The 20,695-nt window shown below is 73.4% G+C and carries 19 protein-coding genes and 1 pseudogene; 14 read left to right on the top strand and 6 right to left on the bottom strand.

All coding sequences use genetic code 11. From position 1 onward, the window contains the following. The first annotated feature begins 258 nt into the window (after positions 1-258). The 5 genes from ACIHEJ_RS03615 to ACIHEJ_RS03595 all read left to right on the top strand — a co-directional run bounded on the left by ACIHEJ_RS03615 (position 259) and on the right by ACIHEJ_RS03595 (position 5,471). Positions 259-1,575 carry an ABC transporter substrate-binding protein gene (locus tag ACIHEJ_RS03615; RefSeq protein WP_400131733.1) on the top strand — a complete coding sequence of 439 codons (1,317 nt, stop codon included), beginning with the start codon at positions 259-261 and terminating at the stop codon, positions 1,573-1,575. A 4-nt stretch (positions 1,576-1,579) separates the two neighbouring features. Continuing rightward, positions 1,580-2,569 carry a carbohydrate ABC transporter permease gene (locus tag ACIHEJ_RS03610; RefSeq protein WP_400131731.1) on the top strand — a complete coding sequence of 330 codons (990 nt, stop codon included), beginning with the start codon at positions 1,580-1,582 and terminating at the stop codon, positions 2,567-2,569. Positions 2,570-2,576: 7 nt separating this feature from the next. Further along, on the top strand, positions 2,577-3,416 hold the full coding sequence (locus ACIHEJ_RS03605) for a carbohydrate ABC transporter permease (RefSeq protein ID WP_400131822.1): 840 nt from the start codon (positions 2,577-2,579) through the stop codon (positions 3,414-3,416). A gap of 29 nt (positions 3,417-3,445) precedes the next feature. Next, on the top strand, positions 3,446-4,810 hold the full coding sequence (locus tag ACIHEJ_RS03600) for a GH1 family beta-glucosidase (protein WP_400131730.1): 1,365 nt from the start codon (positions 3,446-3,448) through the stop codon (positions 4,808-4,810). Positions 4,811-5,072: 262 nt separating this feature from the next. Beyond that, complete coding sequence (locus ACIHEJ_RS03595; RefSeq protein WP_400131728.1) at positions 5,073-5,471, top strand: hypothetical protein; 399 nt, start codon at positions 5,073-5,075, stop codon at positions 5,469-5,471. Positions 5,472-5,689: 218 nt separating this feature from the next. Here ACIHEJ_RS03595 and ACIHEJ_RS03590 read toward each other — a convergent pair whose 3' ends face one another. Continuing rightward, positions 5,690-7,153, bottom strand: coding sequence for a hypothetical protein (locus ACIHEJ_RS03590; RefSeq protein ID WP_400131726.1), 1,464 nt, complete (start codon positions 7,151-7,153; stop codon positions 5,690-5,692). A 383-nt stretch (positions 7,154-7,536) separates the two neighbouring features. Between ACIHEJ_RS03590 and ACIHEJ_RS03585 the strand changes: the two genes are divergently transcribed. After that, on the top strand, positions 7,537-8,151 hold the full coding sequence (locus tag ACIHEJ_RS03585; RefSeq protein ID WP_400131724.1) for a hypothetical protein: 615 nt from the start codon (positions 7,537-7,539) through the stop codon (positions 8,149-8,151). A gap of 40 nt (positions 8,152-8,191) precedes the next feature. Next, complete coding sequence (locus ACIHEJ_RS03580; RefSeq protein ID WP_400131722.1) at positions 8,192-8,896, top strand: YcnI family protein; 705 nt, start codon at positions 8,192-8,194, stop codon at positions 8,894-8,896. A 123-nt stretch (positions 8,897-9,019) separates the two neighbouring features. Here ACIHEJ_RS03580 and ACIHEJ_RS03575 read toward each other — a convergent pair whose 3' ends face one another. Next, complete coding sequence (locus ACIHEJ_RS03575) at positions 9,020-9,781, bottom strand: CDP-alcohol phosphatidyltransferase family protein (protein ID WP_400131720.1); 762 nt, start codon at positions 9,779-9,781, stop codon at positions 9,020-9,022. A 107-nt stretch (positions 9,782-9,888) separates the two neighbouring features. Between ACIHEJ_RS03575 and ACIHEJ_RS03570 the strand changes: the two genes are divergently transcribed. The 5 genes and pseudogenes from ACIHEJ_RS03570 to ACIHEJ_RS03550 all read left to right on the top strand — a co-directional run. Continuing rightward, positions 9,889-10,878, top strand: coding sequence for a dehydrogenase (locus ACIHEJ_RS03570; protein ID WP_400131719.1), 990 nt, complete (start codon positions 9,889-9,891; stop codon positions 10,876-10,878). Positions 10,879-11,012: 134 nt separating this feature from the next. Continuing rightward, a complete protein-coding gene (locus ACIHEJ_RS03565) occupies positions 11,013-11,411 on the top strand; it encodes a 6-pyruvoyl trahydropterin synthase family protein (protein WP_400131717.1) in 399 nt (132 codons plus the stop codon). Further along, on the top strand, positions 11,408-12,586 hold the full coding sequence (locus tag ACIHEJ_RS03560) for a glycosyltransferase family 4 protein (RefSeq protein WP_400131715.1): 1,179 nt from the start codon (positions 11,408-11,410) through the stop codon (positions 12,584-12,586). The genes ACIHEJ_RS03565 and ACIHEJ_RS03560 overlap by 4 nt, the downstream gene beginning before the upstream one ends. A gap of 272 nt (positions 12,587-12,858) precedes the next feature. Beyond that, positions 12,859-13,764: a hypothetical protein gene (locus ACIHEJ_RS03555; protein ID WP_400131820.1), complete on the top strand. Its 906-nt coding sequence runs from the start codon at positions 12,859-12,861 to the stop codon at positions 13,762-13,764. Continuing rightward, positions 13,761-14,939 (top strand): annotated as a pseudogene (locus ACIHEJ_RS03550) (YbhN family protein); the annotation flags it as partial. The gene ACIHEJ_RS03555 and the pseudogene ACIHEJ_RS03550, both read left to right, overlap by 4 nt. Before the next feature lie 125 nt (positions 14,940-15,064). Here the strand turns inward: ACIHEJ_RS03550 and ACIHEJ_RS03545 are convergent. Further along, positions 15,065-15,829, bottom strand: coding sequence for a creatininase family protein (locus tag ACIHEJ_RS03545; RefSeq protein WP_400131713.1), 765 nt, complete (start codon positions 15,827-15,829; stop codon positions 15,065-15,067). A 39-nt stretch (positions 15,830-15,868) separates the two neighbouring features. Here ACIHEJ_RS03545 and ribA point away from each other — a divergent pair, with 39 nt between their 5' ends. Beyond that, entirely contained in the window at positions 15,869-16,540 is a 672-nt protein-coding gene (ribA, locus tag ACIHEJ_RS03540) for a GTP cyclohydrolase II (protein WP_400131711.1), read from the top strand. Positions 16,541-16,796: 256 nt separating this feature from the next. Here the strand turns inward: ribA and ACIHEJ_RS03535 are convergent, their stop codons facing one another. The 3 genes from ACIHEJ_RS03535 to ACIHEJ_RS03525 all read right to left on the bottom strand — a co-directional run bounded on the left by ACIHEJ_RS03535 (position 16,797) and on the right by ACIHEJ_RS03525 (position 20,012). Then, positions 16,797-18,020 carry a serine hydrolase domain-containing protein gene (locus ACIHEJ_RS03535; RefSeq protein ID WP_400131709.1) on the bottom strand — a complete coding sequence of 408 codons (1,224 nt, stop codon included), beginning with the start codon at positions 18,018-18,020 and terminating at the stop codon, positions 16,797-16,799. Between the two features lie 64 nt (positions 18,021-18,084). After that, on the bottom strand, positions 18,085-19,434 hold the full coding sequence (locus tag ACIHEJ_RS03530) for an MFS transporter (RefSeq protein WP_400131707.1): 1,350 nt from the start codon (positions 19,432-19,434) through the stop codon (positions 18,085-18,087). Then, positions 19,431-20,012, bottom strand: coding sequence for a TetR/AcrR family transcriptional regulator (locus ACIHEJ_RS03525; protein ID WP_400131705.1), 582 nt, complete (start codon positions 20,010-20,012; stop codon positions 19,431-19,433). Before ACIHEJ_RS03525 ends, ACIHEJ_RS03530 begins: the two co-directional genes overlap by 4 nt. Before the next feature lie 166 nt (positions 20,013-20,178). On the opposite strand from ACIHEJ_RS03525, the gene ACIHEJ_RS03520 reads away from it, so the two are divergent. Beyond that, positions 20,179-20,616, top strand: coding sequence for a PPOX class F420-dependent oxidoreductase (locus ACIHEJ_RS03520; protein ID WP_400131703.1), 438 nt, complete (start codon positions 20,179-20,181; stop codon positions 20,614-20,616). Positions 20,617-20,695 lie beyond the last annotated feature (79 nt).

Below are 20,695 nucleotides of genomic sequence, written 5' to 3'. Positions count from 1 at the left end.
GTCCGCCAAGCCCGGCGCCGTCATGAAACCGTTGTAGAACCCCCCTCCGCCCCTCCCGCGCAGGTCACGCCCCGCGCATCCGGCGACTTCCGTCGCTGACCTCCTTGTTCGTCCTGCCGGATCCCTTGACGAGGGCCGCCTCCGCCGATTAACTCACGTCCTAAATTAAGCCATGAGGGGGGCGTGGGGGCGGGCGGTGTGCCGACTCCCCGCAGCAGCCCTCGGGTTCTCGACTCCCGGAAAGGGACACCAGGAGCCATGCGCAGCATCCGAGCCGCGGCCGTAGGCGCCGTCACCCTGTCTCTCGCTCTCGCGGCCACGGCCTGCGGAGGCGGATCGTCCACCGGCGGCGGCTCCGACGCCTCGCCGAAGACGCTGACGTACTGGGCCTCCAACCAGGGCGCCAGCGTCGCCGTCGACAAGAAGGTCCTCCAGCCCGAGCTCGACAAGTTCGAGAAGCAGACCGGCATCAAGGTAAAGCTGGAGGTCGTGCCCTGGTCCGACCTGCTCAACCGGATCCTGACCGCGACCACGTCGGGTCAGGGCCCGGACGTGCTGAACATCGGCAACACCTGGAGCGCCTCCCTGCAGGCGACCGGCGCGCTGCTGCCCTGGGACGCGAAGAACTTCGCGAAGATCGGCGGCAAGGACCGCTTCGTCGACTCCGCGCTCGGCTCGACCGGCGCCGCCGGCAAGGACCCGGCCGCCGTGCCGCTGTACTCGATGGCGTACGCGCTCTACTACAACAAGCGGATATTCGCCGACGCCGGCATCAGCAAGCCGCCCGCCACCTGGGACGAACTCGTCGCCGACGGGAAGAAGATCAAGGCCGGGGGCAAGTCCGTGCTCGGCGCCGAGGGCGCGAACCTCTCGGAGAACATCCACCACGTCTTCGTCTTCGCCAAGCAGCACGGCGCCGAGTTCTTCACCCCGGACGGCAAGCCCGACTTCACGAACCCCAAGGTGGTCGACGCGGTCAAGAGCTACGTCGATCTGATGGCCAAGGACAAGGTCATCCCGACCGGTGACGCCGAGTACGCGCAGAACCAGTCCGTGAGCGACTTCGCCAAGGGCAAGCTGGCGATGCTGCTGTGGCAGTCCGCCGCCGCCAACCTCACGTCCCAGGGCATGAGCGAGGACGCCTACGGCATCGCACCCGTACCCGTGACCTCCGGCACCCCCGGGGCCGGAACCGGGACGAACTCGATGGTCGCCGGCATCAACATCGCCGTCTTCAAGAACACCCACAACCTCGACGGCGCCACGCAGTTCGTGAAGTTCATGACCTCCGACGCCGAGCAGAAGACCCTCAACACGGCCTACAGCTCCATCCCGCCGGTCAAGTCCGCGCAGGCGGACGCCGCGTTCAACTCGCCGGCCACCGCCGTCCTGAAGAGCACCCTCGCCACCAGCGCCGCGGCCCTGCCGCAGGTCGCCTCCGAGTCGCAGTTCGAGACGACGGTCGGTACGGCCGTGAAGGAGCTGTTCGCCGACGCCGCCGCCGGACGCGCGATCACCACCGACTCGGTCAAGGCCGAGCTGGAGAAGGCCCAGCAGCAGATGCCGGCGGCCTGACACGATGACGACCACCGCCTTCAAGGAGCCGGTGCGGGCGTCGTCCCCGGACGCGGCGGCACGCGAACCACGCCGCCGCACCAGGCGCCTGCGCAGGATCTCCCTGCCGTACCTGCTGCTCCTGCCCGCCCTGCTGCTCGAACTCCTCGTCCACCTGGTGCCGATGGTCATCGGCATCGTGATGAGCTTCAAGGAACTCACGCAGTTCTACATCCGGGACTGGAGCCGAGCCCCCTGGTCCGGGCTCGGCAACTACCGGGTGTCGGTGGACTTCGACGCCCCCGTCGGCCAGGCCCTGCTGCACTCCTTCTTCGTGACCGTCGGCTTCACCCTGCTCTCGGTCGCCCTGTGCTGGCTGATCGGCACCGCGGCCGCGATCTGCATGCAGGACACCTTCCGCGGACGGGGCCTGCTGCGCGCGCTGTTCCTGGTGCCGTACGCGCTGCCCGTCTACACGGCCGTCATCACCTGGGTCTTCATGTTCCAGCACGACAACGGCCTGGTGAACCACGTCCTGCACGACCAGCTCCACCTCACCGGCAAGCCCTCCTTCTGGCTCATCGGCGACAACAGCTTCTACGCGCTGCTGACCGTGTCGGTGTGGAAGGGCTGGCCGTTCGCCTTCCTGATCGTGACGGCCGGACTGCAGAACATCCCGCGCGAGCTGTACGAGGCCGCCGCGCTGGACGGCGCCGGAATGTGGCAGCAGATCCGCCGCATCACCCTGCCCTCGCTGCACCCCGTGAACCAGGTGCTGGTCCTGGTGCTGTTCCTGTGGACGTTCAACGACTTCAACACGCCCTACGTGCTCTTCGGCAGAGCCGCCCCCGAGGCCGCCGACCTCGTCTCGGTCCACATCTACCAGGCCTCCTTCGTCACCTGGAACTTCGGGACCGGCTCCGCCATGTCCGTCCTGCTGCTGCTCTTCCTGCTCGTCGTGACGGGCGCCTACCTGCTGCTCACCTCCCGCGGACGGAGGGCCGCCGATGCCTAGCTCACCCATGGCGCCCGCGCGTTCCTTCCTGTGGACGCGGCGCGTCTTTCTCACCCTGCTGACCGGATTCGTGCTGGTCCCGGTGTACGTGATGGTGTCCAGCTCGCTGAAGCCGCTCGCGGACGTCACCGGCACGTTCCGCTGGCTGCCCAGCGAGCTGACCGTGCGGCCGTACATCGACATCTGGTCGACGGTCCCGCTCGCCCGCTACTTCGTGAACTCGCTGATCGTGGCCGGCGCGGCCACCGTCTGCTCGGTGGTCATCGCCGTGTTCGCCGCGTACGCGGTGAGCCGTTACGAATTCCGCGGCAAGCGCGTCTTCACGGTGACCGTGCTGTCCACGCAGATGCTCCCGGGCATCCTCTTCCTGCTCCCGCTGTTCCTGCTCTACGTCAACATCGGCAACGCCACCGGCATCGCCCTGTTCGGCTCCCGCGGCGGCCTGATCCTGACGTACCTCACCTTCTCGCTGCCGTTCTCCATCTGGATGCTGATCGGGTACTTCGACTCGGTGCCGCGCGACCTGGACGAGGCGGCACTGGTGGACGGCTGCGGCCCGCTCGGCGCCCTGCTGCGGATCGTCGTCCCCGCCGCCGTCCCCGGCATCGTCGCGGTCGCCGTCTACGCCTTCATGACCGCCTGGGGAGAGGTGCTCTTCGCGTCCGTCATGACCGACGACACCACCCGCACCCTCGCCGTCGGCCTCCAGGGCTACTCCACCCTCAACAACGTCTACTGGAACCAGATCATGGCCGCCTCGCTGGTCGTCAGCGTGCCCGTGGTCGCCGGCTTCCTGCTCCTGCAGCGCTATCTCGTCGCCGGTCTGACGGCGGGCGCCGTCAAGTGAGCGACACCCCGCACTCCGAAGGGACTTCCGTGTCCGAACGCATCGACCTGGCCGCACTCCCGCACGACTTCCTGTGGGGCACGGCCACCGCGGCGTACCAGATCGAGGGGGCCGTCGCCGAGGACGGCCGCACGCCCTCGATCTGGGACACCTTCTCGCACACCCCCGGGAAGGTCGCGAACGGCGACCACGGAGACGTCGCCTGCGACCACTACCACCGCTGGCGCGAGGACATCGGCCTGATGCGGCGACTCGGCGTCGACGCCTACCGGTTGTCCGTGGCCTGGCCGCGCGTCGTCCCCGGCGGGACCGGCCCGGTGAACGCCAAGGGCCTCGCCTTCTACGACGCGCTGGTGGACGCCCTGCTCGAGGCGGGCATCACCCCGTCCGTCACCCTCTACCACTGGGACCTGCCGCAGGTGCTCCAGGACCGCGGCGGCTGGCCCGAGCGGGACACCGCCCACGCGTTCGCCGAGTACGCCTCGGCCGTGGCCGCCCGCCTCGGCGACCGCGTCCGGCTGTGGGCGACCCTCAACGAGCCGTCCTGCTCGGCGTGGATCGGCCACCTGGAGGGCAGGATGGCCCCCGGACTGACCGACCTGACCGCCGCGGTGCGCGCCTCCTGTCACCTGCTCCTCGGTCACGGCCTCGCCGCCCAGGCGGTCCGCGCCGCCGCCCCCGGCGCCCAGGTCGGCATCGTCAACAACCTGTCCACCGTGCACCCGGCCACCGACCGCCCCGAGGACGTCGCCGCCGCCCGCCGCCACGACGGCCACGTCAACCGCTGGTGGCTCGACCCGGTGCACGGCCGCGGCTTCCCGGCGGACATGACGCGGACGTACGGCATCGAACTCCCGCTGAAGCCGGGGGACCTGGAGACGATCGCCGCCCCGCTGGACTGGCTGGGCCTGAACTACTACTTCCCCGCGTACGTCGCCGACGACCCCGACGGCCCGGCGCCCCACGCCCGTTCGGTCCGCCGCGAGGGCGTGCCGCGCACCGGCATGGACTGGGAGATCGACGCGAGCGGCATCGAGACGCTGCTGCTGAGGCTCACCGAGGAGTACGGAGCCCGGAGGATCTACGTCACCGAGAACGGCTCCGCCTTCCCGGACGTGGTCCGCCCCGACGGCGGCATCGACGACCCCGAGCGCCAGGACTACCTCGAGCGCCACCTGGCCGCCTGCGCCTCGGCCGTCCGCAGGGGCGCCCCGCTGGCCGGCTACTTCGCCTGGTCGCTGCTGGACAACTTCGAGTGGGCGTACGGCTACGACAAGCGCTTCGGCCTGGTCCACGTCGACTACCGCACCCAGACCCGCACGATCAAGGGCAGCGGACACCGGTACGCGGACATCGTCCGCGTCCACCGCGCCCGGACCCGCCGGGCGGCCTGAGCCCCGCCCGGACCGCCGGTGGCCCCGGGCGGGGGAAGCCCGGGGCCACCGGCCTCCACACCGGGCCGGGTCGGTCACGGCCGCCCGGTCGCCCCCGGAGTCCACGGACCGGCGTGCCGGACCGGCCGGTACCGGAGACCGTCTGCTCCAAGGCGGCGGATCGGCTGCGGACGACGGCCGGAGTTGGCAGCATGGTCCGGCGGGGACGGCGTGGTGGGACGCTCCGACAAGGCGAGCGGCGCGGTCGAGGGGACGGGCGACGATGGCGGACTGGATCTACATACTCGATCCCGGCCGGGACACGCTGGACGGGGAGCCCTCCGACAAGGAGACCCTGCGCAGACTGGCCGAGGAGGAGCCGGAGCTCGACCTCTGGCTCAGCCGGCGCAACCGGATGGTGCGGGGCGACCGTCTGTGGTTCTTCTTCAGCCGGCCCGAAGCCGCGGTCGCCGCTGTGGCCGAGGTCGACGGGGAGCCGTACGAGGATCCCGACGATCCCGACTCCGCCTACCGGGTCGAGGTGACCTTGCTGCCGGAGGGGACGCGGGCGCTGTTCCGCAGCCCGGTGGGGCGGGAGGAACTCGGTCTGGGGCAGGTCCGGTCCGTCCAGAAGGTGAAGCCGGAGGCACTGCCGGTACTGCTGGCGCGGGCGGGCCTCTGAGGCGGTCCGACCGAAGGCCGGTCGGACTGTCGTGACCGGTGGCCGGGCGGCAGCTCGGCGTCGCTGCCGCGCGGACGCCGTCACCCCGCAGGCCGTCCACGTACGGGACCCCGAGGACGTGTCCCGCCCTCACGGTGCCGTGGACCGTGCGGGCGGGACACGTAGCGTGCGGTTCGTCGTGCGTGGGGGAGACGTCGCCTCACACGCCGGCCGGGTGCTCAGCCGGAGGCCGTGACGCCCTCGTGCCGGTGAGCGCGCCGGGCGGTGCCGAGCACCAGGAGAACCAGCGACACGACCGCCGCGGCCCAGGCCGCTCCGCCGTCCGGTTCCGTGTCCGCGAACATGCTCGCGGCGACCAGCGCGAAGAACGCGCCCGTACACAGCGGGCCGGTCCCGGAGGGCATGGGGCCCGCGGTCCGCCACCGTCTGCGCGGGATCCACAGGCGAAGCAGGTCGACAGTCGTCGCCAGCGCCACGAGCCGGGTGCCGAGCCGGAACCACGGCGGGGCCGTGGCATCGGGCTCGCCGACGCCTGCGATCGCGGTCAGGCCGAGGAAGACGATCGGCACGAGCCAGCCGAGGCCTGCCCGGACTCCGGCGGCCGGAGGGAGCCGCGCCTCGTCCGTGGCCTTCGCGAGGCTGACCTTCGGGCGGGAGGCCGTGGTCGAGGACGGCCCGGATTCCGGGGACGGGCGAGGTGCGGGGACGGCGGGCAGGGGCGCAGGATCCGGGAGCGGGCGCAGCGCGCGGGTCTGGGCGCGGCGGACTCGGCGGCCCACGTCTCCGAACCGGTCGATGTGCGTGGACAGCTCGGCCTGCAGGCTGAGCAACTGCTCGGCCATCGCGTCGAACTCGGCCCGGCGTCCGGCGGCACGTTCCGCTGCCTCCCGGTGGCCGGTGCCGAGCCGGTCCAGCGCTTCGGTGTGCCCGCGTACGGCTTCGGCGCGTGCGGTCTCGGCGGTGCGGGGTGCCTGCGCCAGTTCCTGCTGCAGCCGCTTGCGTTCGGCTTCGACGATGTCGGCGATGCGGTGCCGTTCGTCGGGCGGCAGCTCATGCGGAGCACGGGCCTCGGCCCGGGCGACCGCGGCCCGGCGCCACTCCATCAGCGGGCGGCCCCGGTGCTCACCGATGCCGTTGATGTGGACCTTGCCGCCCTTGGCGCGGTGGATGTAGAGCACGTCGCCGCCCTTGCCGCCCGGCGCCTTGCCCCAGCTGACGCGCTCGAAGTCGGCCGCGGTGGTGATGCCCTGGGCCGCGAGGTCGCGGATCAGTCCGGTGCCGATGCCGTTGACCTGGCTCGCTGTGAGGTACGTGCTGGTGAGCGTGCGCTCGACGGACTCGCGGCGCAGGACTGCGAGGGCCTGCTTCTCCCGGTGCTCGCGCTTGCCGTCGAGTCCGTTCAGCCGCCGGGTGAGGGATGCCTCCTGGCGCGCCTGCCGTTCGTGGATGCGTTGCAGCGCCTTGCCGTGCGACGCCTCGGCGCGGTCGCGGTCCCTCGCCTCACGGTTCAGGCGCCGCCGGTCGGCGAGTTCGAAGGGGCGTCGCTTGTCGAGGAGGCGGCGGAGCGCACGGATGGACTCGACGAGCCGACGGCGCTCCGCGCGTGCCTCGGCAGGGGACGGGGCCGTGCCCTGCGGGACGGGGGCGGACCCGTCCCGCTGCGTGGTCGTGATGTCGGTCAACGGGCTCTCTCAACGGGCGGGGCGTCGGGGGCCGTGGCCCCGGGGCGGTGTTCCTGGCGCAGGCGCGCAGGCGGGGGCCCGGCGAGGGCGGACGGGAGCGCCTGCGGAGCGAACCGCTCAGGCCGAACGCTCCTGCCCAAGGGAACGTGGTGCATACAGGCATCGACATTCCGGATGGGGGAAAGGTTGCGCGCGAGCGTGGAGAAAATGTGTTCCCCCGGCCGGTTCGACGACTGCCCGGATGCCCGATCCCGTTCGCCCGCCGGGCGTGACGAGCCCCCCGCCGGCCGCGACCGGTCTCGCGCAGCGACCCCCGTGGCAGTGGTGACTGAACAGTGCGTCGGCGCCGCACGTATCCCCCCACCGTGGCAGGATCCCTCACCATGAGCGCGTCCCCTGCGGTGAGAGGCCTGCGTGCCGCGGTGTTCGCCGCGGTGTGCGTGCTGCTCGCTGCCGCCGGGCACGGGCTGGCCATGGGGGACATGCCGCCGCTGTGGGCCGACGGCGCCGCGTTCGGTGCCGTCCTCGCGCTCGGCTGGTCGCTCGGCCGGCGCGAGCGGTCGCTGCCCGGCATCGGTGCGGCCATGCTCGCCACCCAGGCGGGGCTGCACTTCGCCTTCGCCGCGGCCCACCGGCCGGCAGGGCCGGCGCCCTCGCAGGCCATGCACATGGCATCCATGCCGGGGCACACCATGGCCGCCATGGACGCCGCGTCGATGCCCCACGCCACCGCTGCCCAGGCCGCCGTCGCCCACCTCCTCGCCGCCCTGCTCGCCTCCTGGTGGCTGCGGCGCGGCGAGGCCGCCGTGTGGTCGTTGCTGCGCCGTTCCGTCGCGCTCGTGCCGGGGCTCGTCGCCTGGTGGCGGGCCGCCCCGCTGCCCGCAACCGCCGTGCGCACCCTGAGCGTCCCCGCCGGCCCCGAGCCGCCCCGCCGGCCCGCGCTGCGGCATGCGGTGAGCCGTCGCGGGCCACCGCCGTCGATCCCGTACTCGGTCTGACCCATCCACACACGTCACTCGTACGGAGATCGACTCACCCATGTCCGCATCACGCCTCACCCTGCGCCGTGCCGGCACCGTCACCGCCGTCGCCGCCGCTTCCGTCCTCCTCGCCGCCGGCGCCGCCTCCGCGCACGTCACCGTCCACCCGGAGAGCTACGCCAAGGGAGCCACCGACGGCGTCCTGACCTTCCGCGTCCCCAACGAGGAGGACAACGCCTCCACCACCAAGGTCCAGGTCTTCCTGCCCACCGACCACCCCGTCCTCGGCGTCCTCGTCCACCCGCAGGACGGCTGGACCGCCAAGGTCACCACCACCAAGCTCAAGAAGCCGGTCAAGACCGACGACGGCACCATCACGGAGGCGGCCTCCGAGATCACCTTCACCGGCGGCAAGATCGGCGCCGGCCAGTACGAGGACTTCGACGTCGCCTTCGGCGAACTCCCCGAGGACACCGGCCAACTGGTCTTCAAGACCCTGCAGAGCTACTCCGACGGCAAGGTCGTGCGCTGGATCGAGGAGACGACCGGCGACGACGAACCGGAGAACCCGGCCCCGGTGCTGAAGCTGACGGCCGGTGACGACAGCGCCCCGGCCGCCGCATCCACCGCTTCCACCGCCGAGGCGGCCGACGCGAGCGACTCCACGGCCCGTGGGCTCGGCATCGCCGGCCTGATCGTCGGCGTCATCGGCCTCGCGGCCGCCGCGTTCGCGCTCGTACGGAGCCGGGCCGCACGGCCGTAACCGGCTGAGCGACAACAAGAACGAGGAGAAGAACCTCGAGCAGGACGACGAAGGGCCCGGACCGGCAACCCGGTCCGGGCCCTTCGTCCACCCCGTCGTCCCCCCTTCGGCCATGCGCCGCGCTCAGCGCGCCGCCAGTTCCAGCAGTTCCCCTCCGGTCGCCGCCTCCACGGTGATGCGCGAGGTGCGCCACAGCCACCGCACGTCCCGGCCGAAGGACCACACCAGCGAGCCCAGGGCCAGCAGCGCGATCGCCAGGTTCACCCCGTGCGGCAGCAGCCCGGCGCCCGCCAGGAGCAGGGCGATCCCCTGGACGGCGGCGACGGTCTTGCGGGCGAACGACGGCGGCAGCGGGGCGTTCAGCCAGGGCGCCACGCGGGCCGCGGCGACGAAGGCGTAGCGCATCCCGCCGATCAGCAGCACCCACGGCCCGAGCTGCATGGACACGTACACGCTCAGCACCAGGATGAGGAACGCGTCGACCTCCATGTCGAACCGGGCACCCAGCGCGGTCGACGTCCCCGTGCGCCGGGCCACCTTGCCGTCCACACCGTCCAGGAGCAGCGCCACCGCGGTCAGGCCGACCAGCACGGTCACCGGCGGAGCGCTCTCGAAGGAGTCCGCGACCAGCGCGGTCACCCCGCCGACCAGGGTCGCCCGGCCGAGCGTGACCCGGTTCGCGGGGCCGAAGGAGCTGAGCCGGGAGCGGTGCAGGGCCCTTGAGAGGACCGCCCAGGTCGCGAACGCGAACGCAAGCCCCGTCAGCCAGCCGGCCGGCCCCATGCCGATTCCCGTGCCGAGCAGGGCCAGCAGCAGGATCTGGACGCCCGCTCCCACAGCGGTCTCCTGCTGGAGCCTCGCGTCATACGTGTTGTTCAGGGCCACCGCACACCCTCCGGCCGAGTGACATAGTCGATCAACGCCGCGTACTGTGCGCGGCCTGTGCACATCTCGGTACGTGAACAACTTCCCGATCGTTCAGGAGGATGCCGATGAACCGCTCGGCCCGCGCGTTCTGGCTCCGCTCGCCCGGCCACGGCGAGCTGCGCGACCTCACCCTCGCGGAGCCCGCCGAGGACGAGGTCCTGGTGCGTGCCCTCTACTCCGGCGTCAGCCGGGGCACGGAGACCCTCGTCTTCCGCGGCCAGGTGCCCGGGAACCAACACGCGGCCATGCGGGCGCCGTTCCAGGAGGGCGACTTCCCCGGACCGGTGAAGTACGGCTACCTCAGCGTCGGCGTGGTCGAGGAGGGCCCCGACGCGCTGGTCGGCCGCACGGTGTTCTGCCTGTATCCGCACCAGAGCCGTTACGTCGTTCCGGTGAGCGCCGTGACCGTCGTGCCCGAGAAGGTGCCGGCCCGGCGGGCCGTGCTCGCCGGGACCGTCGAGACCGCCGTGAACGCCCTGTGGGACGCGGCCCCGCTGATCGGCGACCGGATCGCGGTCGTCGGCGGCGGCATGGTCGGCTGCTCGGTGGCCGCCCTGCTCGCCCGCTTCCCCGGCGTCCGGCTGCAACTCGTCGACGCCGACCCGGCCCGCGCGAAGACCGCCGAAGCCCTCGGCGTCGACTTCGCCGCACCCGGCGACGCCCTCGGCGACTGCGACCTCGTCGTCCACGCCAGCGCGACGGAGGCCGGACTCACCGGCGCCCTCCGACTCCTCGCCGCCGAAGGCACGGTGGTGGAACTGAGCTGGTACGGCGACCGGCGCGTCACCCTCCCGCTCGGCGAGGCCTTCCACTCCCGCCGGCTCACCCTGCGCAGCAGCCAGGTCGGCACCGTCTCCCCGGCCGCCCGGGCCGGCCGCGGCTACGCCGACCGGATGGCCCTCGCCCTCGACCTGCTCGCCGACCCGGCGCTGGACGCGCTCATCACGGGGGAGAGCGCTTTCGCGGACCTCCCGGACGTCATGCCCCGGCTCGCCTCCGGGGAGATCCCCGCCCTCTGCCACCGCGTCAGGTACGAGGAGACGGACCCCTCCTGAGAGACGACACGGGTCTGACCTGAGAAAAGAGTGAGAGGACGCTGAACGCGGGGAAGCGAAGAGCCGTACTACACGGCATCCCCCGGCAGGCAAGGGCAGGGGGACCCGACGCGCCGCACCTGGAGGGTCGTCCGTTGTTCAGCATCACCGTCCGCGATCACCTCATGATCGCCCACAGCTTCCGCGGCGAGGTGTTCGGTCCCGCGCAGCGACTGCACGGCGCCACGTTCCTCGTGGACGCGACGTTCCGCCGTACAGAGCTGGACGAGGACAACATCGTCGTCGACATCGGCCTGGCCACCCAGGAACTGGGCGCCGTCGTCTCCGCGCTGAACTACCGCAACCTCGACGACGAACCCGAGTTCAAGGGGATCAACACCTCCACCGAGTTCCTCGCCAAGGTCATCGCCGACCGGCTCGCCGAACGCGTCCACCAGGGCGCCCTCGGCGAGGGCGCCCGGGGCCTCACCGGGATCACCGTCACCCTGCACGAGTCGCACATCGCCTGGGCGAGTTACGAGCGTGACCTGTGACCGATGTGACCGTGCAGAGGGCACGACTCACCTACGTGCCCACCCAGCCCGCCGCCGAGAACGCCGGAATCGTCCCCATGTCCCTGCGCACCGTGCACTTCGTCATGCCGGGCGGCGTCGACGACCCGGCCGCGCCCAGCGGCGGCAACGCCTATGACCGCCGGCTCTGCCTCGACCTGCCCGGCTTCGGCTGGCAGGTCGTCCGGCACACCGCCGCCGGCACCTGGCCGCGCCCCGGCCGCGCCGACCGGGACGCACTCGCCCGCACCCTGCGCGACTTGCCGGACGACACGGTCGTCCTGCTCGACGGCATCGTGGCCTGCGGCGTCCCGGACGTCGTCGTCCCCGAGGCCGGCCGGCTGCGCCTCGCCGTCCTGGTCCACCTCCCGCTCGGCGACGAGACCGGCCTCGACGCGGCCGTCGCCGCCGACCTCGACGCGCGCGAGCGCGCGGTGCTGCGGGCCGCGGGCGCGGTCGTCGCGACCAGCGACTGGGCCGTGCGCCGGCTCCTGTCCCACCACGGCCTCGCCCCCGACCGGGTGCACGTCGCCGCCCCCGGCGCCGACATCGCCCCCCTCGCCCCCGGCACCGACGGGGTGTCCCGGCTGCTGTGCGTGGCCTCGGTGACCCCGCGCAAGGGACAGCACCGCCTGGTCGAGGCGCTGGCGGCGGTACGCGAACTGCCGTGGACCTGCGCGTGCGTCGGCGGCCTCGGGCACGACCCCGCGTACGTCGCCGAGCTGCGAGCCCTCATCGCCCGCCACGGCCTCACCGACCGCCTGCACCTGACCGGCCCGCTCACCGGCGCCGACCTCGACGCGGCCTGGGCCACCGCCGACCTGATGGTCCTCACCTCCTACGCCGAGACATACGGCATGGCGGTGACCGAGGCCCTGGCCCGGGGCATCCCGGTCCTCGCCACCGACGTCGGCGGCCTGCCCGAGGCGGTCGGCCGCGCCCCCGACGGCGGGGTGCCCGGCATCCTCGTCCCGCCGGAGGACCCCGCCGCGCTCGCCGCCGAACTGCGCGGCTGGTTCGGCGAGGCCGACGTGCGCCGCCGTCTGAAGGCCGCGGCCCGCAGCCGCCGGGCCGCCCTCGACGGCTGGGCGACGACGGCCCGCAGCCTGGCCGGCGTTCTCCAACGGCTCCCCGAACCCCCGAGGAGGGCGGCATGAACAGGCCGAAGACGGCGACCGACGGCACGGGCCCGGTCCCGGCCCGGCCGGGACCGAAGGGGACGAAAACCATGACGGAGTCCGGCAGGCCGGCGGAGCCGGAGCCCGGCGGGTCCTTCGAGGGCACGCTGCGGGGTGGCAGTGCGGAGCACGCGCGCGGGGGCGGTTCCGGCGAGCACGCGTACGTGGGCGGTGCCGTGGAGCACGCGCACCTCGGCGGCTCTTGCGAGCACGGCCACCGGGCCGCGGCGGACGGCGGGACCCGCGGTGTCATCGCCGGTGCCGGGCCCGTCGTACGGCCGGGTGAGCGGGCCACCGTACGGCTGCGGGACGGTGGCCCCGAAGAGGCGCCGCGGTACGCGCCCGAGTGGCTGCAGCTGCGGGAAGGGCCCGACGCGGCCGCCCGGGCGACGCAGTCGCTGGACCCGCTCCGGATCAGGCCGGCCGGCCTGCCCGGCCGGACGGGCGGACTGGTCGTGCACGACCTGGGCTGCGGCACCGGCTCGATGGGCCGCTGGCTCGCGCCCCGCCTGGACGGGCCCCAGCACTGGGTCCTGCACGACCGCGACCCCTACCTGCTGCACTTCGCCGCCGTGGCCGCCCCGCGCTCCGCCGCCGACGGCAGCCGCGTCACCGTCGAGACCCGGCGCGGCGACGTGTCCCGGCTGACCCCGGACGCGCTGGCCGGCGCCTCGCTGGTCACCGCCTCCGCGCTGCTCGACGTGCTCACCGCCGAGGAGGTCACCGCTCTCGCCGACGCCTGCACCGGGGCCGGATGTCCCGCGCTGCTCACGCTGTCCGTCGCCGGGCGCGTCGAACTCACCCCGGCGGACCCGCTGGACGCCGAGATCACCGAGGCGTTCAACGCCCACCAGCGGCGAGGCGGGCTGCTCGGCCCGGACGCGGTGACCGTGGCCTGCGAGGCGTTCTCCGAGCGCGGGGCGACGGTGCGCGTCCACCCGAGCCCGTGGCGGCTCGGCCCGGCTGAGGCGGCACTGACCGAGCAGTGGCTGCGCGGCTGGGTGGGAGCGGCCGTCGAAGAGCGGCCCGAACTGGGTGACCGCGCCGAACGCTACCTGCGTGACCGGCTGGCCGCCTGCGCGGCCGGTGAGCTGCGGGTCGTGGTCCACCACAGCGACCTGCTGGCCCTGCCCCGGCCGACGGGCGGGGCGTCATGAGCGCGGGGGCGGCGGGAGCGGAGGCGGACGTGCGGGTGGGAGGCGCGGGAGCGGGGGTCGCCCGGACCCCGGCAGCCGGCACCCACGCGCGCGTGACGGCCTCGGAAACGACGCACGCGCGCGTGACGACCTCGGAAACGACGCACGCGCGCATGACGCAGGGGGGCCGGACGCGCGGGAACAGTGCCCGCACGGGCCGGCCCGCCACCGGCGCCCCCACGGCCCGCCCCGCCCCCGACGCCACACCGGCCCTCCCCGAACCGTCCCCGCCCGAGGCCGCGCCGGCCGAACCCCCCACCCGGCGCCGCCTCGACGCCCGTACGATCCGCACCCACTGCGGCACGGTCGCCGGCGCGGCCATCCTCGGTGTGCTGCTGTGGCGCCTGGGCACCGGCGTTCTCCTCGACGGGCTGCGGCGGATCGACACGGCGACCGTCCTGGCCGCCCTGGGCATCGGCGTGGTCACCACCGCGTTCAGCGCCTGGCGCTGGCAGTTGGTGGCCCGGGGCCTGGGCATCCGGCTGCCACTGGGGCCCGCCGTCGCCGACTACTACCGGGCGCTGTTCCTCAACGCGGCCCTGCCCGGCGGCATCCTGGGCGACGTGCACCGCGCGGTCCGGCACGGACAGAGCGCCGGTGACCTGCGGCGCGGGGTGAAGGCGGTCGTCCTGGAACGGGTCGCCGGGCAGCTGGCGTTGACCGCGGTCGGCGCGGCGGTGCTGCTCACCCTGCCCTCCCCGGTCCGCGCCGACGTGCGCGGCTTCGCCCCGCTGGCGGCCCTCGCCGGGGCCGGCGCGCTGGCCGTCGTCCTCGCCGTCCGCATGAACCGGCCGCCCGCCCGCCGCGGCGGCGCCCTGCGCGGCGCTCTGCGCGAGGCACGGGAAGGCCTGCTGTCCCGCCGTACCGGCCCCGGGGTCGCGCTGTCCTCCGCCGTCGTCCTGGCCGGGCACCTCGCGATGTTCGTGGTCGCCGCCCGGGTCGCCGGTTCCGCCGCGCCGGTCGCGGTGCTGCTTCCGCTCGCCGTCCTCGCCCTGGTCGCCATGGGCCTGCCGCTCAACGTCGGCGGCTTCGGCCCCCGGGAGGGCGTCACCGCCTGGGCGTTCGGCGCGGCGGGGCTGGGCGCGAGCACCGGAGTCGCGGTCGCCGTCGTGTACGGCGTCCTGAGCTTCGTGGCGAGCCTGCCCGGCGCCGCCGTACTCGTCGTCCGCTGGTACACGAGCCTGCGGGCCGGAACCGCCGTCCAGGCCCCCGCCCCCACGCACGGGGTCCCGGGCCCGCGCCCGTCGGCGGCTGTCGCCGACTACGCCCGCCCGTCCCCGGACGTCAGCAACGCGAAATACGGCGCGAAGGATTCCGCGAGGGCCGCGAGCAGTTCCTTCCCCTTTTCCGCCGATCCCAGCGAAGGACGGCCGATGACGCCCGACTCGGTATAGGCGGACATTCCCACGGTGAGCAGATGACGACGGTCGTCAGCGGTGAAATCGGCGGACTCGTAACCAGGGCGGACGAATTCGGGGTGAGCGTGCAGCAGAATCGAGGTCTCGATTTCTCCCGCGTGCATGTCGGTGAGCAGCGAGGTGACCACCCCGGCCCGTTCACGTGCCGCCTCCCAGTCCTCGGCGGCCGGGAACAGCGCCGCCCTCTCCCCCCGCGCGGAGGCCTCCTGGACGACGTTGCCCAGCACGTAGTTCCCGCCGTGCCCGTTCACCACGACCAGCGCCTCGACGCCCGAGCGGCGCAGCGACTCCGCGATGTCCCGCACCACCGCGTGCAGCGTCACCGACGAGATGCTGACCGTCCCCGGCCAGCCCGCGTGCTCGTGCGAGCAGCCGAACGTCACCGGAGGAAGGAGCTGTACCGGATACGCGGCGGCGATCTCCCGCGCCACGGCACAGGCGACCAGCGTGTCGGTCGCCAGCGGAAGGAACGGGCCGTGCTGTTCGAAACTGCCCACCGGAAGGACTGCGACCCGTGCTGAAACGCCCGCCCCCCGCCTGCGCGCGTCCTCCGTGGTGTCCGCCGGCATCACCCCGTGTGCCACCGCCCGCGCACCCGAACCACTCATCTTTTTCACGGCCTTTCGTCTCTGCTTAGGAAACAGATCATGACAGAAAACACCGGCACCACCATCGGCGTACTCGGCAAGAAGTCCCCGCGGCGCAGCGGAGCGGAACGCGTCGTGAATGCTCCGCTGCCCACCGTGTACGGGAAGTTCCAGGCGATCGGCTATCTGGACCACGACCGCGGTGACGAGCAAGTGGCCCTGGTGTACGGGGAGATCGGCTCCGAGAACGTACTGACCCGGCTGCACTCGGAGTGCCTGACCGGGGACGCGTTCGGCTCCCGGCACTGCGAGTGCGGCGACCAGCTGGAGGCGGCGATGCGCGCGGTGGTCGCCGCGGGCAGCGGCATCGTGGTCTACCTGCGGGGCCACGAGGGCCGCGGCATCGGACTGCTCGCCAAGCTGCGCGCGATGGCCCTGCAGGCGGAGGGCCTGGACACCGTGGAGGCCAACCTCGCGCTCGGCCTGCCCGTCGACGCCCGTGACTACGGCGTCGCCGCCCAGATCCTGCAGGACCTCGGGGTGCGCTCGGTCCGGCTGATGTCCAACAACCCGCGCAAGCGGGAGGCGCTGGTCCGGCACGGCGTCCAGGTCGCCGAGCAGGTGCCGCTGCTGATCGAGCCGTGCGAGAGCAACATCACCTACCTGCGGACGAAGCGGGAGCGGATGGACCACCACCTGCCCCACCTGGACGCGGTCGCCCACGGCTCCTGAGAGGTGCCGGGCCCGCGGCCGGGCAGGGAAGCCGGTCGTCGCGCAGCCACGGGCGGGCAGGTGGCCAAGTCGCCGAGCAGGCGGGCAGGTGGCCGAGCGGCCGGGCAGGCGGGCGGGTGACACGACCGGACCCGCCTCGCCGGACCGGGAGCCGGCGGCGGGCCACCAGCCGGGGCCCGGACACGGTGCAGGGCGGCGGAGGACCGAACCGGCCGAGCGGGGGCCGCGGTTCAGCCCGCGGCCCGGCCCGTGGCGGTCAGTCCGTCACCGCCTCGTGCACCAGCCGCCGCAGCTCCGGGAACACCTTCAGCGTCCTCGGGCGCACCTGCGACAGGAACTGCACGGTCAGGTCACGGGCCGGGTCGACCCAGAACGCGGTCGTGGCCGCGCCGGTCCACCCGTAGGTGCCGGCCCGGGACGGTGCGAAGGTGCGGGACGGGTCGACGACCACGGAGACGTTGAAGCCGAAGCCCAGGCCGTCGTTGCCGGCCTCCTGGTGGACGGGCGCGCCGAACGCGCGCAGGATCGCGCCGCCGGGCAGCTGGTTACGGGTCATCCGGGCGACCGCCTCCGCGGGCAGCAGCCGGACGCCGTCCAACTCGCCGCCGCGGCGCAGCATCTCCATGAACCGGTGGAAGTCGTGGGCGGACGAGACCAGCCCGCCGCTGCCCGACAGGAACCGGGGCCTGCCGTGCACCGGCAGGCCCGCGACCGGCTCGATCCCGCCGTCGTCGGTCTCCCGGTACAACTCGGCCAGCCGTTGCGCCTGTTCGGGCCGGATGTGGAAGCCGGTGTCCAACATGCCGAGCGGACGCAGGATCCGCTCGGCGAAGAACGCGTCCAACGGCTGCCCGGAGACCACCTCGACGACCCGGCCCAGCACGTTGGAGGCGACCGAATAGTTCCACTGCGTGCCCGGGTCGAACTGCAGCGGCATCCGCGCGTACACCTCGACCGTGTGCGCCAGATCGGCGCCCGGCGGCACGGAGTACTCCAGGCCCGACTCCCGGTACAGGGCGTCCACCGGGTGCTTGTGGTAGAAGCCGAAGGTCAGGCCCGCGGTGTGCGTGAGCAGGTGCCGGATCAGGATCGGGCCGGCGGCCGGACGGGCGCGTACGTCGGCACCCGAACCACCCTCGTAGACCCGCGGGTCGGCGAATGCCGGCAGATGACGGTCGAGCGGGTCGTCCAGCGAGAGCCGGCCCTCCTCCGCCAGCATCAGCACCGCGACGGCGGTGACCGGCTTGGTCATCGAGTAGATCCGCCACAGCGTGTCCCGTTCCACCGGCAGCCCGGCCGCCACGTCGCGCAGGCCGTACGTGGTGAGGTGGGCGACGCGGCCGCCGCGGGCCAGCGCCACCAGGTAGCCGGGCAGGTGCCCCTCGTCGACGTAGCGGGCGAAGTGCCGGTCCAGGCACTCCAGCGCCCCACCGTCCAGCCCCGCCTCGCCCGGGTCTACGTCCTGTCGCAGCTCTGCCATCGCTCTCCTCCGGTCGCGTCCGACGCACCGCCTCCCGACTGCCCCGACGGGACGTGCGCGTTCCTCATCGTCGCTCAGGAACACCCGCCGGGACCCGCGGCTCGGCGGGGTGCGTGAGCGACGCGACGCCGCCGGCCCCGGGCAGCCCGAGGGCCGCGGGCACGCCGAGCGCGGCCACCGCCGCCAACGCGAGCAGCGCCGTCCCCGTGCCGGCGTGCATCAGCGCGGTCGCCGCGGCCACGCCCACAGCGGGCCCCACGTTCAGCGCGGTCTGCTGCAGTCCGCCCGCCACCCCCGCGACCGCCGCGTCCGCCCGCCGTACGACCGCGTGCGTGGCCGCCGTCATCACCGTCCCGAAACCGGCGCCCAGCAAAGCGAACCCGCAGCCCAGGGCGGCCGCGCCGGTGGCCCGGGACAGCACCAGGACACCGAACGCGACCGCCACCGTCGCCGCGGTCGTCGTCCCCCGCGCACCGAACCGGCCGAGCAGCACCGGGCAGAGAGCGGCGGACAGCACCATCAGCACCGCCAACGGCAGACTGCGCAGCGCGCTGTGGAACGGGTCGAGGCCGAGGCGGCGCTGCAGGACGTACGTGGCGACGAACAGAGTCCCGAACAGCGCGGCGGACACGGCCACCAGCAGGGCGAGGGCGGCGGCGACCGTGCGCGAGCCGAGCACCCCGGGCGGCAGCAGCGGGTTCGCCGTACGCCGCTCGTGCCGGACCAGGACAGCGGCCGTGACCAGCGCGACGGCGATCCCGGCCGGGGAAGCCGGCCGGGAGACCAGCGCGTGCACCAGGCAGCCCAGCGTCACGGCCAGCAGCACGGCACCCGGCAGGTCCAGCGGGGCACGTGAGTCCGCTCGGCCCCGGTCCGGGCGCAGCAGCGCGGGCAGGCCGAGGGCGAGCGCGGGCACCACGTTGACGAAGAACACCGCCCGCCAGCCCAGCCCGGTCACCAGCGCCCCGCCCAACAGCGGCCCCGCTGCCGCCGCCAGCCCGATCGCCACCGTCCGCACGGCGAGGGGAGCAGCGAGCCGTTCCACCGGGTACGCCGCCCGCAGCATGCCCAGCGTGGCCGGCTGCAACAGCGCCCCGAACCCCCCCTGCACCGCCCGCAGTCCGATCACCCAGCCCACTTCCGGAGCCAGGCCGATGCCCGCCGAGGCCGCGCCGAACCCCAGCATGCCGCAGGCGAACAGCCGCCGGTGCCCGTACCGGTCGCCGAGCCGCCCCGCGAACACCAGCAGACCGGCCACCGCGACCAGATACGCGGTACTGGTCCACTGCACCTGCGCGAACGACGCCCCCAACTCCCGCTGCAGCCGCGGCTGGGCCACCGTGAGGACCGTACCGTCCAGTGCGACGACCACCGCCCCCGCCACGCTGCTCACGAGCGTCCACCGCCGGCTCACCGACCGGCCTCGGGACCCAGGTGGGCGGCCAGAGCCGCCTCGAGGAGCGGCTCGAAATCGTCCTCGCCGAGAGCGAGTTGAAGGGCGCGCCAGCGCCACAGCTGGGCGATCCCGTGCAGGTTCGCCCACAGTACCGCGGCCACCCGCCGGGCGTCGGCCTCCGGGCGGACCTCCCCGACCAGCCCGGCGAACAGCGAGAACAGCGGCAGGCTCGTCTCGCGCAGGCCCAGATGCCCGCTCTCCAACAGATCGTGACGGAACATCAGCTCGTACATGCCGGGGTCGCCGAGTGCGAACTGCAGATACGCCCGCGCCAGCACGGCCACCCGGGTGCGCGGCTCGGCGGGCGCCTGGGCCAGCGTCCGGTGCACACGGTCGGCCAGGTCGGTGAAGCCCCGGCGCGCGATGGCCGACAGCAGCTCCAGATGGGTGGGGAAGTAGCGGCGGGGCGCCCCGTGCGAGACGCCCGCTCGCCGGGCGATCTCCCGCAGCGTCAGCGCCTGCGGACCCTCGGCGGCCAGCAGCTCCACCCCGACGTCGACCAGGCGGGCCCGCAGCCCCGTGTCGTCCTCGTTCATAGACACTGTCTACCAGAGAGGGTAGACAGTGTCTATGAGGAGTGGGGTGGGCGAGGGGCGGGCGAGGGGCGGGCGCCGGGCGCGTGGCTGGTGCGAGGGTGGTGCAGGAAGGGCGTGCGGGGAGGGCGTGCGGGAATGCGGGACCCGGCCGACGAGTTGACCCGACATGAACCAGGACTCGACCCAGGACGCGCTGCTCGACCTGCTCGCCGCCGGCCACGGCGGGGTGCTGGTCACCCTCAAGCGTGACGGCCGCCCCCAGCTGTCCAACGTCAGCCACGCCTACGACCCGGACGAACGACTCATCCGGATCTCCGTCACCGACGACCGCGCCAAGACCCGCAACCTGCGCCGCGATCCACGCGCCTCCTACCACGTCACCAGCACCGACCGCTGGGCGTACACCGTCGCCGAAGGTACGGCCGAACTGTCCCCGGTCGCCCGGGATCCGCACGACGAGACGGTCGAGGAACTGATCCGGCTGTACCGGGACGTCCTCGGCGAACACCCGGACTGGGACGACTACCGGGACGCGATGGTGCGCGACCGGCGGCTGGTGGTGCGGTTGCGCGTGGAGCGGGTGTACGGCGCACCGAAGCGCTGACTACGGGCTCCGGTATGTGATATGCGGTCTACGGACCATGGTCTGCAGGCTGCAGTCTGCAGTCAGCAGTATGCGGTAT

It is taken from the genome of Streptomyces sp. NPDC052301 (assembly GCF_044593395.1).
Taxonomy (GTDB): domain Bacteria; phylum Actinomycetota; class Actinomycetes; order Streptomycetales; family Streptomycetaceae; genus Streptomyces.
Note: the sequence above shows the minus strand (reverse complement) of the source record. Positions and strands in the feature narration are given on the sequence as shown.